14 protein-coding genes are annotated in these 12,857 nt (G+C 63.4%); 6 read left to right on the top strand and 8 right to left on the bottom strand.

The features are described from left to right. Positions 1-31: 31 nt before the first annotated feature. A complete protein-coding gene (locus DK391_RS18815; protein WP_109479481.1) occupies positions 32-2,479 on the bottom strand; it encodes an FUSC family membrane protein in 2,448 nt (815 codons plus the stop codon). Between the two features lie 151 nt (positions 2,480-2,630). Between DK391_RS18815 and DK391_RS18810 the strand changes: the two genes are divergently transcribed. Beyond that, positions 2,631-2,849, top strand: coding sequence for a hypothetical protein (locus DK391_RS18810; protein ID WP_109479480.1), 219 nt, complete (start codon positions 2,631-2,633; stop codon positions 2,847-2,849). Here the strand turns inward: DK391_RS18810 and DK391_RS18805 are convergent. Continuing rightward, complete coding sequence (locus tag DK391_RS18805; protein ID WP_109479479.1) at positions 2,801-3,460, bottom strand: VC0807 family protein; 660 nt, start codon at positions 3,458-3,460, stop codon at positions 2,801-2,803. The two genes, DK391_RS18810 and DK391_RS18805, sit on opposite strands and share 49 nt — an antisense overlap. Positions 3,461-3,667: 207 nt before the next feature. Between DK391_RS18805 and arfB the strand changes: the two genes are divergently transcribed. Then, positions 3,668-4,075 carry an alternative ribosome rescue aminoacyl-tRNA hydrolase ArfB gene (gene arfB, locus DK391_RS18800; RefSeq protein WP_109479478.1) on the top strand — a complete coding sequence of 136 codons (408 nt, stop codon included), beginning with the start codon at positions 3,668-3,670 and terminating at the stop codon, positions 4,073-4,075. Between the two features lie 31 nt (positions 4,076-4,106). Here arfB and DK391_RS18795 read toward each other — a convergent pair whose 3' ends face one another. Continuing rightward, the gene (locus DK391_RS18795) at positions 4,107-5,381 is read right to left on the bottom strand and encodes an EAL domain-containing protein (protein ID WP_109479477.1); all 1,275 of its coding nucleotides are present in this window, start codon (positions 5,379-5,381) and stop codon (positions 4,107-4,109) included. A 315-nt stretch (positions 5,382-5,696) separates the two neighbouring features. Between DK391_RS18795 and DK391_RS18790 the strand changes: the two genes are divergently transcribed. After that, positions 5,697-5,987, top strand: a complete 291-nt coding sequence (locus tag DK391_RS18790; RefSeq protein WP_109479476.1) for a putative quinol monooxygenase — start codon at positions 5,697-5,699, stop codon at positions 5,985-5,987. A gap of 116 nt (positions 5,988-6,103) precedes the next feature. Here DK391_RS18790 and DK391_RS18785 read toward each other — a convergent pair whose 3' ends face one another. From DK391_RS18785 to DK391_RS18775, 3 genes are all read right to left on the bottom strand, one after another. Continuing rightward, a complete protein-coding gene (locus tag DK391_RS18785) occupies positions 6,104-6,361 on the bottom strand; it encodes a DNA-binding protein (protein WP_109479475.1) in 258 nt (85 codons plus the stop codon). A 296-nt stretch (positions 6,362-6,657) separates the two neighbouring features. Then, positions 6,658-6,891: a hypothetical protein gene (locus DK391_RS18780; RefSeq protein ID WP_109479474.1), complete on the bottom strand. Its 234-nt coding sequence runs from the start codon at positions 6,889-6,891 to the stop codon at positions 6,658-6,660. 336 nt (positions 6,892-7,227) lie between these two features. Beyond that, entirely contained in the window at positions 7,228-7,914 is a 687-nt protein-coding gene (locus DK391_RS18775; RefSeq protein ID WP_109479473.1) for a YdcF family protein, read from the bottom strand. Positions 7,915-8,206: 292 nt separating this feature from the next. Here DK391_RS18775 and DK391_RS18770 point away from each other — a divergent pair, with 292 nt between their 5' ends. Beyond that, positions 8,207-8,521 (top strand): hypothetical protein, encoded by a 315-nt coding sequence (locus DK391_RS18770; protein WP_109479472.1) that lies wholly within the window; start codon positions 8,207-8,209, stop codon positions 8,519-8,521. A gap of 407 nt (positions 8,522-8,928) precedes the next feature. Here DK391_RS18770 and DK391_RS18765 read toward each other — a convergent pair whose 3' ends face one another. Further along, positions 8,929-9,198, bottom strand: coding sequence for a hypothetical protein (locus tag DK391_RS18765; RefSeq protein ID WP_109479471.1), 270 nt, complete (start codon positions 9,196-9,198; stop codon positions 8,929-8,931). Positions 9,199-9,681: 483 nt separating this feature from the next. Further along, positions 9,682-10,083, bottom strand: coding sequence for a transposase (locus DK391_RS18760; protein WP_109479470.1), 402 nt, complete (start codon positions 10,081-10,083; stop codon positions 9,682-9,684). Positions 10,084-10,499: 416 nt separating this feature from the next. Between DK391_RS18760 and DK391_RS18755 the strand changes: the two genes are divergently transcribed. Then, complete coding sequence (locus DK391_RS18755) at positions 10,500-11,402, top strand: LysR family transcriptional regulator (protein WP_109479469.1); 903 nt, start codon at positions 10,500-10,502, stop codon at positions 11,400-11,402. Between the two features lie 98 nt (positions 11,403-11,500). After that, on the top strand, positions 11,501-12,739 hold the full coding sequence (locus DK391_RS18750; protein ID WP_109479468.1) for a pyridoxal phosphate-dependent aminotransferase: 1,239 nt from the start codon (positions 11,501-11,503) through the stop codon (positions 12,737-12,739). The last annotated feature ends 118 nt before the right edge of the window (positions 12,740-12,857 follow it).

The following is a 12,857-nucleotide window of genomic DNA, read 5'->3' as shown; positions in this document are numbered from 1 at the left end:
GGTACGCAACCGGCGTGTCGCACGCTTGTGTTCAGTTCTCCGGCAAACGGATCACGCCCGCATCTTTCCGGATCTGGAACGACGCCGCGAGCATCTGCTTGCACTGATGCGCGAGCAGTTTCAGTTCGTGCACGGCATCGGGCGAATAGTCGGGCGAACGTTCCGCCTCGACGACCATCGTGTCGAGCTCGCGCGTCAACTGCTTCGAGATGTCCACCTGATCGGCAGGCGGCGGGTTGCCTTCTTCCGCTTGTGTGAGATTGTCGCGGATAGCCGTCAGCGCGCGCTGCAGCGGCTGATGCGACGGGCCGCTCATCTGCTGGGACGCTGTGCGCAGCAAGGGCGCTGCAGCCGAAATCTGCGAGGCGAGCACATGAGAGCGCACCAGCAGATCGTTGAGTTCCGGCACGAACTTCTGCGCGGACTTCGGTTCCAGCCTCATCCGTTGGAAGGCCTGTCCGAGGTTGGCGAACGCCACATGCACATTCTTGCGCGCAAGCCGGTAGCGGTAGTCGCGATCGAGCGCGCTGGCGGCCGCCGCAGCGGCGGGCGTCGGCGCGGATGTCCTGGCCGCTGCCGCCGTTGATGCAGGCGATACACCCGATGCACCCGATACAGCGGCAGCAGCAGCCGCCTCAACCGCGCGGCCACCCATAGCGCCCGCCCCGCTTGCTACCACTTCCGCCCTCGCGACAGCAGGCGCAAGCGCCGCCGCCTCGGTCAGCGCCGCAGGCGACGCCACCGCCGATGCTGGCGCACCCGGTTTGCCTCCCCACCACCAGCTCGCCTCCAGATAGTTGCGCATCGCGGCGATCATGTCGTTGACGAGCTTGCCCATCAGCCGGTATTCCCAGTAGGGGAACAGATGGCTCGCGGCAATGGCGATCGCGCAGCCGACGACGGTATCGATGGCGCGCTCGCCGATGATATGCAGGCTGCCCGGTGCCAGCAGATGAAACATCAGCAGCACATACGCGGACGTGAACACCACACTCGCCGTGTAGTTGAAGAGCAGCAGGCTGTAGCTCATCACCATGCACGCGAACATCACGATGATCAGGATATGCGGCTCTTTCACGCTCATGATCAGCGCGATGCTCGCCGCGCAGCCGATCAGCGTGCCGACGATACGCTGCCCGTTGCGCTGCTTGGTCAGCGAGTAGCCGGGTTTCAGAATGATGACGGTCGTCATCACGATCCAGTAGGCGTTGGTGAGCGGCAGCAGACGCCCGAGCCAGAAACCGATCGCAACCGCGATTGTCACGCGCAGCGCGTGCCGGAAGCTCGGCGACGCCATCGTCAGATTCGAGAAGATCGAGCCGAACGGCACGCGCCGGCTCGACACGAAACGCGTGAGCGCCTGATCGAGGCGCAGTTCCGTTTCCTTGGTGTTCTCCTCGCTCGCGAGGTTCTTGCGCATCTTGTCGATCAGACGCGTCGCGCTCCAGATGCGCCGGAAGGTAGCCGAGATAGCCGAGTACGCCTCGGGGTTCTTCTTCGGCATGTCCTGCTTGCGCATCAGTTCGATTTCGTACTCGATGGCACGCAACTCCGCCTTCACGTTGATACGCGCGCGGGGCGGCTCGTTCTGCAGTACGGCGAGGCCGATGTCTTCGAGATCGGCAGCCGCCTTGCGGATCAGGTCGCGATAGAAGATCAGCATGTCCGACGCGCCGAACGTGTTGCGCACCAGCGGGTAATCGGTGTGCGCGCCGACGAACTGCTCATGCAGATCGACAATGTGAATGAACAGATTGAAGAGCATCGCGCGGCGCGGCTCCAGCCTGCCGCTTTTCATCTTCGGCAGATTGCGCAGCACGATGTCGCGCGCGGCGTCCTGCATGGCGACGGCCGCGATCTGCTTCGCGACGAGATTGCGATAACACTCGTCGAGGTCGTTGTCGAGATCGTAGAAGTCGGAGCGCGCGAGCAGATAGTCGGCGAGCGCGAACACGCTTTCGGCAAGCGCCTGCTGCTCGATGCGGTACATCATCCAGCGGCTCACGAAGGTCGACCAGTACGTGAACCACAACCCGCCCACCAGAATCCACGACGCGTTGATCAGCGCCTGGATGGGCGTGAAATGCTCTTCGAGCGTGACGACCATCATGAAGAGCGTCGCGAAGCTGATCTGCGGCCAGCGGTTGCCGTACACGACGATCAGCGACAGCACGAAGGTGAGCGGCACGACGGTGCACCACAGCGCGATCGGGTTGACGGTGGCAAGCCCGGTGGCGAGCGCAGCCAGAAAGCCGATCACGCTGCACGCGAGCATTTCGTTGTGCTTGTACTTGAGCGGGCCGGGCATGTCGACGGCACATGCGCCGAGTGCGCCCGTCGCGATCGTGAAGCCGAGATCGCGGTTGTGAAACACGATCAGGCAAAGGACGGCGGGAAGCGACACGCCCACTGCAATGCGCAAGCCGCCATAAAAGTATTGGCTATACAGAAACTTCTTGATTTCGACTGAATAGCGCATCGACCGCCTGATGTCTCGTTATCGTCATGGTGATGAAGCTGATGGGCTGGAGCCATCGGGTCGAGCCGCAAGGCCTCGGCCAGCGGGCCGGTGACAGGCTCGAACTGCCGTCGAGTCTAACTGATTTGACCATGCCCGGACCATCGGCCGAATGGCCTGGTTCGCACCGCCTGACACGTTCGCTATCCTGTCGCGCTTGCGCAGCTATCTCGATGTCGCGGAGGCGTTCATGCGCGATGAACGCGCGGATGAGTTCGATGCGGAGATAGTCGGGCACTGTATCGATCAGCCACAAAGGCAGCCGGTCTGGCAAAGCGTCGATCAGTTCGGCGCCGTGCCGCGCGGCGGTTCGGTTTCGGAGTCCGTTTGACGTTGCGCAAGGTCGCGCAGCGTGCGGCGATACCAGAGCGTCCAGATCATCAGCGCGCCGAAAATGCCATAGCCGACGAAGGGCGACACCACCAGCACGCGCTCGATCGGCCAGTGCCAGGCCATCCAGCCGCGCAGCGCGGTTTCCCCCGTGAGGCCGAGTCCCCACGTGGCCGTGAGCACGCGAATGCCACGCGCGAAGGCGGGGCGTTCGCGCCACAGCATGTCGATATGGGCGGCGCCGTTGGACATTTCGCGGGCCACGAACGCGCGCGTCAGATAGAACACGGCGGGGCGGCGCAGCAGCAGCGACAGCAGAAAGCCCACGCCGATCGCGCCCGACACCAGCGATTCGCGGAATAGCAGCATGCGCGGGTCGCCGCCGATGGCCATCGCGCCAATCGACAGCACGATGCCGAGCACCACCGTCAGACTGAGCGCATCGGCGCGCCGGAAGCGCACGAGTTCGACGATGCTCCACGCGACAGGCGGCACCGCGGACGCGATCAGGCCGCCCGTGTCGCCCCAGTACGGCTGGGTGAGGCGGTACGCCACCCACGGCAGGACGAGATTGACCACCAGTTCGAGCACCTGCGCTGCGCGCATTTTCATCACGATGATTGGCCCTCGGTCTGAAAGTGTCAGTATCGGCGAGATCGGCGCCTGACGGCAAATGGCCGCAAATGCGGGCAAATGCACAGTGCCCGTTCAGGATGCCGTCTCGCGGCAAAGTCCGTATGCGGTGCACGCAATTCGCGTACCGCGCATGCTGTGTTGCATAGCCGGTTACACTTGCCGTTCCTCGCCCGATTCTTTGACATGACTTCACGCTATCCGATCCCGCCCAACGAAATCGAATTGACGGCCGTGCGCGCCCAGGGCGCGGGCGGGCAGAACGTTAACAAGGTGTCGAGCGCGATTCATCTGCGCTTCGACGTGCGTGCGTCGTCGCTGCCCGAGGTGCTGAAGATGCGCCTGCTCGCCATGAGCGATCACCGCGTCACGCGCGATGGCGTCGTGATCATCAAGGCACAGGAATACCGGACTCAGGACATGAACCGCGCGGCGGCGCTAGCGCGGCTGGACGCGTTGATCGACAGCGTCAGCGTGACGCGCAAGGCGCGGGTCGCGACGCGGCCGACGCGCGCGTCGAAAGAACGGCGGCTCGAAAGCAAGGCAAAGCGCAGCGATGTGAAGTCGGGAAGGCGGACCGTGTCGCACGATTAGGCGAGCCGCGTGCACGCCGAAACCGTGCCGCTCAGACGGGACTCGGATTGCGCACTTCCGGCAGGAAATCGACGCAGAACACATGCGTCGCGCCCTCGCGCTGCACGGTGACGGCAGCCGTATAGCAATCCTGGCCATCCATCAGCGAACAGTGCGGTCCCATCATCGCGACGCGTCCGGGCGCGGCCAGCGCATGCTTGAAGTACGCGCGCCGCGACCAGTTGTTGCGGGTGTCGGGGAACAGCGGCGCGAGCCGCGCGGGCGGCGACGGCATGCCGCTGGCGGTGATGGAAGGCTCCAGTTGCTCACCGCGATCGCTCAGCACGAACACGCGGCGTGCATCGGGCAACAGGAACACGGGTTTTGCCGCTTCGGCGAGGTTGCCTGTCTGCATGTAAAGCGAGGCGCCCGCGAGCACGGCTTCCGTGAAGCCCTCGAAGCCAGGCCGCTGATAGCGCGAATGCGTGCGCTCATAGCTCTCGAATCGCTGCCACATCTGTTCGATCAATTCCGGCACACGCGCGCTCGCGGTCTGGATCGAGCCTTTCGGCTGACCGAACCAGTAACCCTGGATGAAATCGACATCGGCCTGCATCAGCGTCATCAGTTCGTCTTCCGTTTCGACGCCTTCGGCCAGCACCAGCGTGCCCGACTGATGCAGCATGTTGATCAGATGCCCGATCAGCGAATTGTCGTTGTCCTGGCGGCCCGCGCGCGCCACCAGTGACCGGTCGAGCTTGACGATGTCGGGCCGGAAGCGCCACACGCGATCGAAGTTCGAAAAGCCGGTGCCGAAGTCGTCGATGGCGATCAGGAATTCGCGCGGCTGCGATGCGGCCAGCATGCTGGCGACGGCCGATTCGTCATCGGCCGGCTGCTCCAGCACTTCGAACACGATGCGCTCCTGCGGCAGTCCGAAGTGATCCGACAATTCATCGATGAACGGACGTTGCGGCCAGCCCGTTTCGAATACCTGCGGACGCGTGTTCAGGAACAGCCAGCCGGTGTCGATACCTTGCGACATGAAATTCGCGACGTGCAGGCAGCGCGCGAGACGGTCGAGCGCGCGCGCGTCGGCCGTCGAGCGGGTGCCCGAAAACAGCACGGCAGGCGAGATTGGGTGACCGACGGGGTCGAACGCGCGCAGCAGCGCTTCGTAGCCGACGATGCGCTGATGCGTCACGGAGACGACCGGCTGGAAGACGCTGCGCAACGTGATGGTTCGCCAGGGCGCAGACCATCCCGCCTCGTCCTGCACCATGTGCTGCAGAAGGCCAGTGAGCGTCGTATCGTCGACGTTGGTCATGACGGCAGATTGTCCTATGCAGCGTGCGGCGCTCGCCGGTGTGCAGCGACATGCCGGCGGCAGGCATGCGCAACATCGGCGCAATGGAGGTCATGTCTGAGGGCGATCGGATCGATGCCGTTCACACGCGACTCCGCTCAGTTGTGCAGCTCAATTCGTCGAAATCAGTCTAGCAGTTCATATGCTATTCGAATGTTCGGGTAATCACAGACGGGCACAAGAGTCTGCGCGCCGATGTCTCTAAGTTGGCGCAGATTGCCGGCGTGTTTATGGCAGCGGCGCTATGCTGCGGGTTTGTCAAAAGTGGAGTGAAGCATGTCGGAAATCGCGGTAGTGGCGATCTCGGTGGCGAAGCCGGGACACGAAGAAGCATTGCGCGCGGCGCTCGAAGCGGTCGTCGGGCCGACCCGTCAGGAGCAGGGCGCGTTGCAGTACGACCTGCATCGTGATCTGCACGAGCCGCGCCGCTTTGTGTTTTTCGAGCGTTGGGAAAGTGAGGAAGCGCTCGCCATTCATGCGAAGTCCGCGCATATCGCAGCCTTGAAAAAGGCATCGGCCGACCTGATCGAATCGTCGGAGCTGCGCGTCGTGTCGAAGATCGTGTAAAGCCGTGCACCACCGGCGGGCGAGAGCGAAAAAACAAAGCCCGGCAGCGAGGCTGTCGGGCTTGTGTGTCGTGACGCTTGTGCCGGACTCCGGCGTCTGTTCGACGCGGCGGTGGGTCAGTGCGTCGACTGCGGCACGTCGAGGATCAGGATGATGGTCCAGTCGGCGTCGCCGTCGTGGTGATACTGGCGCTCGGCGACGATGAACGGCTGTTGCTTGCCGGCTGGCCCGAGGAACAGCACATCGCCTTCCATCGGCAGACATTCGACGGGCGGCAACGCGAGGTACGCCTCCTGACCGCCGCGCGGCATGAGTTTTTCGATCTTGCGGGATGCTGCTTCAGTCCATTCGATGTCCAGCTGGATGTTGCTCATTCTGTCCTCCGCACCAGGGGCGCACGCGGGTTAGTCAATCGTGTCGATTCTTCGGTGCGCGACTTTAGCATAACGTCGATACGCGCTTCGTGGCGGCGCGGTCGCGGGCTATTCGCAGACTATTCGTCGGAGTGAGGCCACCAATGTAGTGGTGTGAGTGGCTCTGCGCAGTTCACGCGCAACAAAAAAGCCGAGGCCGTGTGAAACGGCTTCGGCTTTTTTGCAATCTGCAGCTTCGCGGCACGTCACGCCTGCAGCGGCGCGCGTGATGCAAGTCTGCCCGGCGCGTGGCGTGCTTACTGCGCAGGCGCCGCTTTCTTGTGATGCATGCCCTTGCCGTGATGCTTCATCGGCGCGGCAGGCGCGCTTTCCATGGCCTGCTGGCGGTTTTGCAAATCCTGCGCGCGCTGTTCGACATCGGCGGCCTTGGCGGGATCGGTGCTCATCTGAATGCCTTGGTCCTGCTGCGCGTAAGCCGCGCCCGTCAGTGCCGAGAGGGAAACCAGGATTGCCAGGGACACTTTCTTCATCGTTGCCTCCGTAGAGAGTGGTTATGGACCCGAGTATGGCCTGTCCAGTGGAACGACAGTGCATTCTAGCCAGCAATGTTCAGTCCAGCGGCGCTTCTGTAACACATTTCACAGACAGTTACGTCTGGTTACATCCGTGGATGGCGGGCGCGAAGCCGCACCGTAGAAGCCGTCGCGCATCGGATTCATACCGCGATAATTCGCGGCGTCGGACCCGACAAGTCAGATTTTCCCGCGCGTATATGACGTGCACCTGTCAGCAAGCGGCTCTGAACCAATCGCAATTCATCACAATTCATCGGATAGCTAAGCAACTTGCGAAGTGCGTCGTATGGATCAGAACCAGCCGATCTGGCGATAGACATGAAATTGCATGATGCCGATCAGTTCATGCAGCGAGATCTCGGCGTCGAAGAAATTTTCGCGGCGGGGCAGCAGTCCGCGCCTTGCCTCGCGCGTATTCGACACGATGGGCAAGGGCTGCATGCCAAAGCGGTGAAAGTTGAGCAGCGCCCGCGGCATCTGATAGGCCGATGTGACGAGCATCAACGAACCGTAATATCCGTCGGGCAGAATGGTCGCGACGTTGCGGGCATTCTGGTACGTCGTGAGGCTGCTGTTCTCGAGGATGATGTCGTCGCGCGGCACGCTTTCGCGCAGCAGATAGGGCAGGTAGGTGTCGGCTTCCGTCGCCTCGTGGTCTTGTGGATTGCCGCCGCTGACGATCACGTGGCACACCGGGCTGACGGCCTTGCAGCGCGCATACAGATCGGCGCTCTTGACGATGCGTGCGATCGCGTCTTTGGGCGGCACCAGCTTGCCGTCGCGATGAATCGTGCCCGTGCCGAGCATCACGATGGCCGTGTGCGGGGCGTACGTTGCGGGAGCAACCGTCTGGCCCGCGGGCGGCGCACCGCGTTGGGCGAGATCGAGCAGAGGTTGGGCGAGCCAGCCCGCGCCGAGCGCCCAGAAAACCACGATGGCCGTTGCGCCGATCAGCGTGCGGGCGCTGCGCAGCAGCATAAAAGCTGCAAAAAAAAGCAGCAATAAAGTGAAGAGAATCAATTTTATTGGGGTAACGTATGGTATTCGGACATTTCCGCGCGCGGACCATCGCACCGACTTGGTCGCATCGCCGCGAGCAGGAAGCAGAACGCTAGCACAGCGTTCGCACGGGGGCCGAAATAAACGGCGGCCAATGGCCGCATTGGCGGATCGGGCGTAATAGCGCCGCTTTTCGTCGTGCGCGCGTCAGCTGACGCGCCATTGTGTCGCGAACAAATAAGTCATGGCTGCACTTTAAGAAAGAAGTGAGATGACCGCTTATTCCAACGAAGCAGTACTCGAGGCGCTGCGACGGGCGCAATACCGTCAGGTGCCGTGGGCAAAGCGCCCTGGCGTTTTCCAATATCTGCGTTCGCTTGGCATGATGGACACCGTTCGGCAACGGACGGTGGCTCCCGCGCCGGGTTTCCATGCTCCTGTGGACATTGCGGTGCTGACCGAACGCGGCCGCGCTGAGTTTGCGCGGCTTGCACGCGACGAGCGTTCACTCGATTGGGACGCGCGCCGTATGCGTGAATACGTTTTTGCCGGCGCAGTCGCCGGAGAGAGGGCGGCTGCCGTCTAGGCGGCGGCGCTTTGCAGGATGCAGGACACGCGCACGCGAGAACAGCGTCAGCGCGTCGGAAGCGCGCCTCATGGCGCGTCGAGGGCATGTCGCCGCTGATTCCCTGGCTTTGTTCCGTCAGTCTTTGGGTTACGCTTTTGCGGACCATCACCTGATCAACTCAGCTACTTCCAAAAAAAAGCCCGTATCACGAGGATACGGGCATACCGGAATTACTTCTGCCACGCTGTGCTTAATGGCATTGGTGAGACTGGCGACATCTCAGGTGGTTCCCGATTTCGCACATCTTCGTATGACGGCGTTGCCGACTCTGCCTGCGGCAGACGGACTACCAGCCCAAAGCGTTGCCTGATCACGTCAGTGCGCAGATCAATGCACGCACAGATGAGGAGGTCTCCCTTTCCGTCTCAATGCGCGGCCGGCCCGCGTCGAGGCTGTCCTTCCTCTCGCTGACCATCGGGACGCGCGCGCACATTGCTGGCGATATCGCCGCGCAAATCGCCGCGCGGCGTCGGCGGCGTGAAGTTCTGATTGCGCGCGTCAGCCTGCTGCCAGGCCTGCAACGTAGCCGGTTGCTCCGGCCGCCAGTTCCAGCCTTGCGAGCGCTGCTGCGCAGATGCCGTCGCGGCCAGCATGGCGATGACCAGGCCGCAGACGCGCAGTGACATTGGCCTCATGATCGATTCCCGGCAATCCGGCCGGGACGCACTTGTTTGCATACTCGTACGGTATGCCGCACCGCGAAAGCGTGCTGTAAATAAAAGTAAATGGATGTTTCGTCTCATCACCTGCGATATGCGTATCGGGTGAGCGAGAGCGTGTGCGTGCGGAAGAGGCGTCGGCGGAGCCGGCGCGGCAGCCGGCAGGCGATGTGCGTCGTACGAGACGGCGCGCCTCTAGCAAAGGAATTCGTACCTGACGAAGCAGGGCGCACCAGCGCTGTAACCGGCGGAAAAATCCTCAGCCGGGTACAGACGGGTAACGTCACCGTCGATACGCGGCGTAACACTCCGTTGTCGAACACCCGAACGCATTCGATCCCGCGAGTGGAATCGACGCCGCGTCGACGCAACTTCAGTTCGAAAAGGGAGCGTGCCGGACAGCGCCAGCGCAGAAACGCGCCGGGCGCCCATCGGCGCCCGGAAGCGTGAAAAGCTGGATCAGGCCATCTTGACGGGCGCGCGCCACGATTCCGGATTGGTCCAGAACGCGCCGCGCAGGCGGTCGCGGCTCGGCGGTGCGGGCGGCTTCGCAGCCGTTGCACCAATGCGTCCGCGCAGCGAAATCTCACGGCCGCTCGTGCCCAGCCGCTTCCCGATTTCCGCCAGCGTGCCATCGGCCTGCCATTCGTCGAAACGGCGACGGCACGGCGGCGGCGACGGATAACGGCCCGGCAACGTGGACCAGCCTTCGCCCGTGGACAGCACCCACAACACGGCGTTGACTACCGCGCGAGCTTCGACGCGTGGTCGACCACGGCGTTCGCTCCGTGCCGGCTCCGCACAGAACAACGCCTCTACCAGCGCCCACTCGTTGTCTCTCAAATCGTCGAACACCATCATGTTTCACCTCAGCGAAGCTAACTCCGGTGCGCTGCCCCGCGCTGCGCACTCTTCATGCGCCCGATTCCATATCGGGCGCCGGCGGAGAGCCGGCCTATGCCTAGCGAACCGTTTTTTCACCAGTCCGAATCGGCGCCGACTCTTGTGCAAGGGTAAATGCACGAAGCGTGCCACCTTTCACCTAATCGCCTCGAAGCCCCGCCACATCAAGCCGTTACGGGCGTTAGCCTGGCCCGTATGAGAATCCAAAAAAGTCATCGCGCAAATCGGGACAATCACCAATCTTGTGCAATCAGGCCCGTCCCGCGTGCGTTCGCGCCTTTTTGCTGCATTGCAGCGAAGCAGGTGAAATGATGCGCGGGCGCGTCACACGACATAAAATCTGCATCAAACGACATCATTCATGAGGGGAAAGGATGAATGTGACGCTGCGCCAACTGCGCGTCTTCATCGAAGTTGCGCGACTTCAGAGTTTCAGTCGCGCGGGGAGCGAAATCGGGCTGACGCAGTCCGCTGTCAGCCGCTGCGTGCGCGAACTGGAGGCGGAGATCGGGCTGAAACTGATCGACCGAACCACGCGTGAAGTGCAGCTGACGGATGTCGGCGGCAATCTGGTCGCGAGCGTGTCGCGCCTGCTGACCGATCTCGACGACGCGCTGCGCGAGATCCGCGAAATCGGCGAGCAGCGGCGCGGCCGCGTGATGGTCGCGGCCAGTCCGACCATCGCGTGCCGGTTGATGCCGACGATCGTCGCCGCGTGCGGCACGCAGTTTCCGTACATCACGCTCGGCCTGCGCGACGACGTGCAAAGCGACGTGGTGCGCAAGGTGAAGTCGGGTGAGGTGGATTTCGGCGTGGTGATCGGCCCGCTCACCGCCGACGATCTGTTCACCGAGCCGCTGATGACAGACTCGTTCTGTCTCGTTTCCCGGGACGACCATCCGCTCGCGTCGCACGCCGAGATCGCGTGGCATGACCTGGACGGCGAACGCCTCGTGATGCTCGATCACGCGTCGGGCAGCCGGCCGATCATCGACGCTGCACTAGAAGCGCACAGCGTAAGCGCCAATATCGTGCAGGAACTCGGCCATCCATCGACGGTGTTCGGGCTTGTGCAGGCGGGCGTCGGCGTGAGCGTGCTGCCGTGGCTGGCGTTGCCGTTGCCGGCGGGCTCGTCGCTGGAAGCGCGGCCGCTGGTGCCGCGCGCGGAGCGGACGGTCGAACTGGTGCGGCGGCGCGACCGCTCGCTATCGCCCGCCGCCGATGCCGTCTGGCATCTGATTCATCAGGTGCCGCGCCGGACGGAAGATCTGCGCTGACTCCGTCTTGAACATCCAGTTGTCTTGCCGGATTCGCGCCGTCCGTATTTCGGGACACGTTACACTCGCGGTTTTCGACAGACCCGCTGGAATTCTCGATGCGCGAATCGGACTTGCCCCAGTCACAGACCTCCCGGATCCCGGAAGCGGCGCTCCCTGCGAAACCCGACGCCCGGGCGGCCGTGCGTGCACTGCGCCCGTCGCAGATCCGCGAGGTGGCGAACGCGGGCTTCGGCCTGCCGGACGTGTTGCCGTTCTGGTTCGGCGAATCCGACCGCGTGACGCCGCCGTTTATCCGCGATGCGGCAAGCGCGGCACTGGCTTCCGGGGCGACCTTCTATACGCATAACCTCGGCATCGCACCGTTGCGCGAGACGCTCGCCCGTTACGTGAGCGCGCTGCACGGCCCGACGTCGGCCGACCATGTCGCCGTGACGAGCGCGGGCGTCAACGCGCTGATGCTGGCGGCGCAGCTGGTGGTCGGCGCGGGCGATCGCGTGGTGGCCGTGACACCGCTGTGGCCGAACCTCGTCGAGATTCCGAAGATCCTCGGCGCACACGTTGAGACCGTCTCGCTCGTTTATGGTGCAAACGGCTGGCAGCTCGATCTGGAACGGTTGCTCGCCGCGCTGACGCCCGACACGAAGCTGCTGATGCTGAACTCGCCGAACAATCCGACCGGCTGGGTGATGAGCCGCGACGAGCAGCGTGCCGTGCTCGCGCATTGCCGGCGCCACGGCATCTGGATCGTCGCCGACGAAGTCTACGAGCGTCTCTATTACGCCGGCGAAGCGGGCGAAAGCGCGCCGTCGTTCCTCGATCTCGCCGCGCGCGACGAACGGGTGATCTGCGTGAATTCGTTCTCGAAGGCGTGGCTGATGACGGGCTGGCGGCTCGGCTGGATCGTCGCGCCCGCCTCGCTGATGGATGATCTCGGCAAACTGGTCGAATACAACACGTCGTGTTCGCCGGCCTTCGTGCAGCAGGCGGGCATCGCGGCGATTGAGCAGGGCGCGCAGTTCACGCGCGATCTGGTCGCCGATCTGCAGGCTTCGCGTGATCATCTGGTGCGGGCGCTGTCGACGGTGCCGGGCGTCGATGTGAAGGCGCCGCCGGGCGCGATGTATGTGTTCTTCTCGTTGCCGGGTGCCGATCGCAGTCTCGATCTGTGCAAGGCGCTGGTGCGCGACGCGCGGCTCGGGCTGGCGCCGGGTAGCGCGTTCGGACCGGAAGGCGAAGGCTTCGTGCGCTGGTGCTACGCATGCGATACGGCGCGGCTCGATGCGGGCGTCGAGCGTCTGAAGGCTTATCTCGAACAGAACGGCGCCGCGCGCTGATAACGCCCTTGAACGGCGGCGCGCCCGCAATACGCGGCGCGCCGATCCGTTATGCATCGCCGGACATGTCGATTAAGGTGCAGTTTGGATTTCGTCTTTACGCACCGATTGTTTTTGC

The sequence above is a fragment of the Paraburkholderia sp. C35 genome (assembly GCF_003121405.1).
In the GTDB taxonomy this organism is placed as follows: domain Bacteria; phylum Pseudomonadota; class Gammaproteobacteria; order Burkholderiales; family Burkholderiaceae; genus Paraburkholderia.
This window is presented reverse-complemented; position numbering and strand designations above follow the sequence as displayed.

What these genes read in the sequence shown, in the direction of transcription:
- DK391_RS18790 (WP_109479476.1), top strand. Translation starts at nt 5,697, where the DNA reads ATGTCGGAAATCGCGGTAGTGGCGATCTCGGTGGCGAAGCCGGGACAC.
- DK391_RS18755 (WP_109479469.1), top strand. Translation starts at nt 10,500, where the DNA reads ATGAATGTGACGCTGCGCCAACTGCGCGTCTTCATCGAAGTTGCGCGA.
- DK391_RS18810 (WP_109479480.1), top strand. Translation starts at nt 2,631, where the DNA reads ATGGCCTGGTTCGCACCGCCTGACACGTTCGCTATCCTGTCGCGCTTG.
- DK391_RS18775 (WP_109479473.1), bottom strand. Translation starts at nt 7,914, where the DNA reads ATGCTGCTGCGCAGCGCCCGCACGCTGATCGGCGCAACGGCCATCGTG.
- DK391_RS18815 (WP_109479481.1), bottom strand. Translation starts at nt 2,479, where the DNA reads ATGCGCTATTCAGTCGAAATCAAGAAGTTTCTGTATAGCCAATACTTT.
- DK391_RS18785 (WP_109479475.1), bottom strand. Translation starts at nt 6,361, where the DNA reads ATGAGCAACATCCAGCTGGACATCGAATGGACTGAAGCAGCATCCCGC.
- DK391_RS18760 (WP_109479470.1), bottom strand. Translation starts at nt 10,083, where the DNA reads ATGATGGTGTTCGACGATTTGAGAGACAACGAGTGGGCGCTGGTAGAG.
- DK391_RS18765 (WP_109479471.1), bottom strand. Translation starts at nt 9,198, where the DNA reads ATGAGGCCAATGTCACTGCGCGTCTGCGGCCTGGTCATCGCCATGCTG.
- DK391_RS18795 (WP_109479477.1), bottom strand. Translation starts at nt 5,381, where the DNA reads ATGACCAACGTCGACGATACGACGCTCACTGGCCTTCTGCAGCACATG.
- DK391_RS18770 (WP_109479472.1), top strand. Translation starts at nt 8,207, where the DNA reads ATGACCGCTTATTCCAACGAAGCAGTACTCGAGGCGCTGCGACGGGCG.
- DK391_RS18805 (WP_109479479.1), bottom strand. Translation starts at nt 3,460, where the DNA reads ATGAAAATGCGCGCAGCGCAGGTGCTCGAACTGGTGGTCAATCTCGTC.
- DK391_RS18750 (WP_109479468.1), top strand. Translation starts at nt 11,501, where the DNA reads ATGCGCGAATCGGACTTGCCCCAGTCACAGACCTCCCGGATCCCGGAA.
- arfB (WP_109479478.1), top strand. Translation starts at nt 3,668, where the DNA reads ATGACTTCACGCTATCCGATCCCGCCCAACGAAATCGAATTGACGGCC.
- DK391_RS18780 (WP_109479474.1), bottom strand. Translation starts at nt 6,891, where the DNA reads ATGAAGAAAGTGTCCCTGGCAATCCTGGTTTCCCTCTCGGCACTGACG.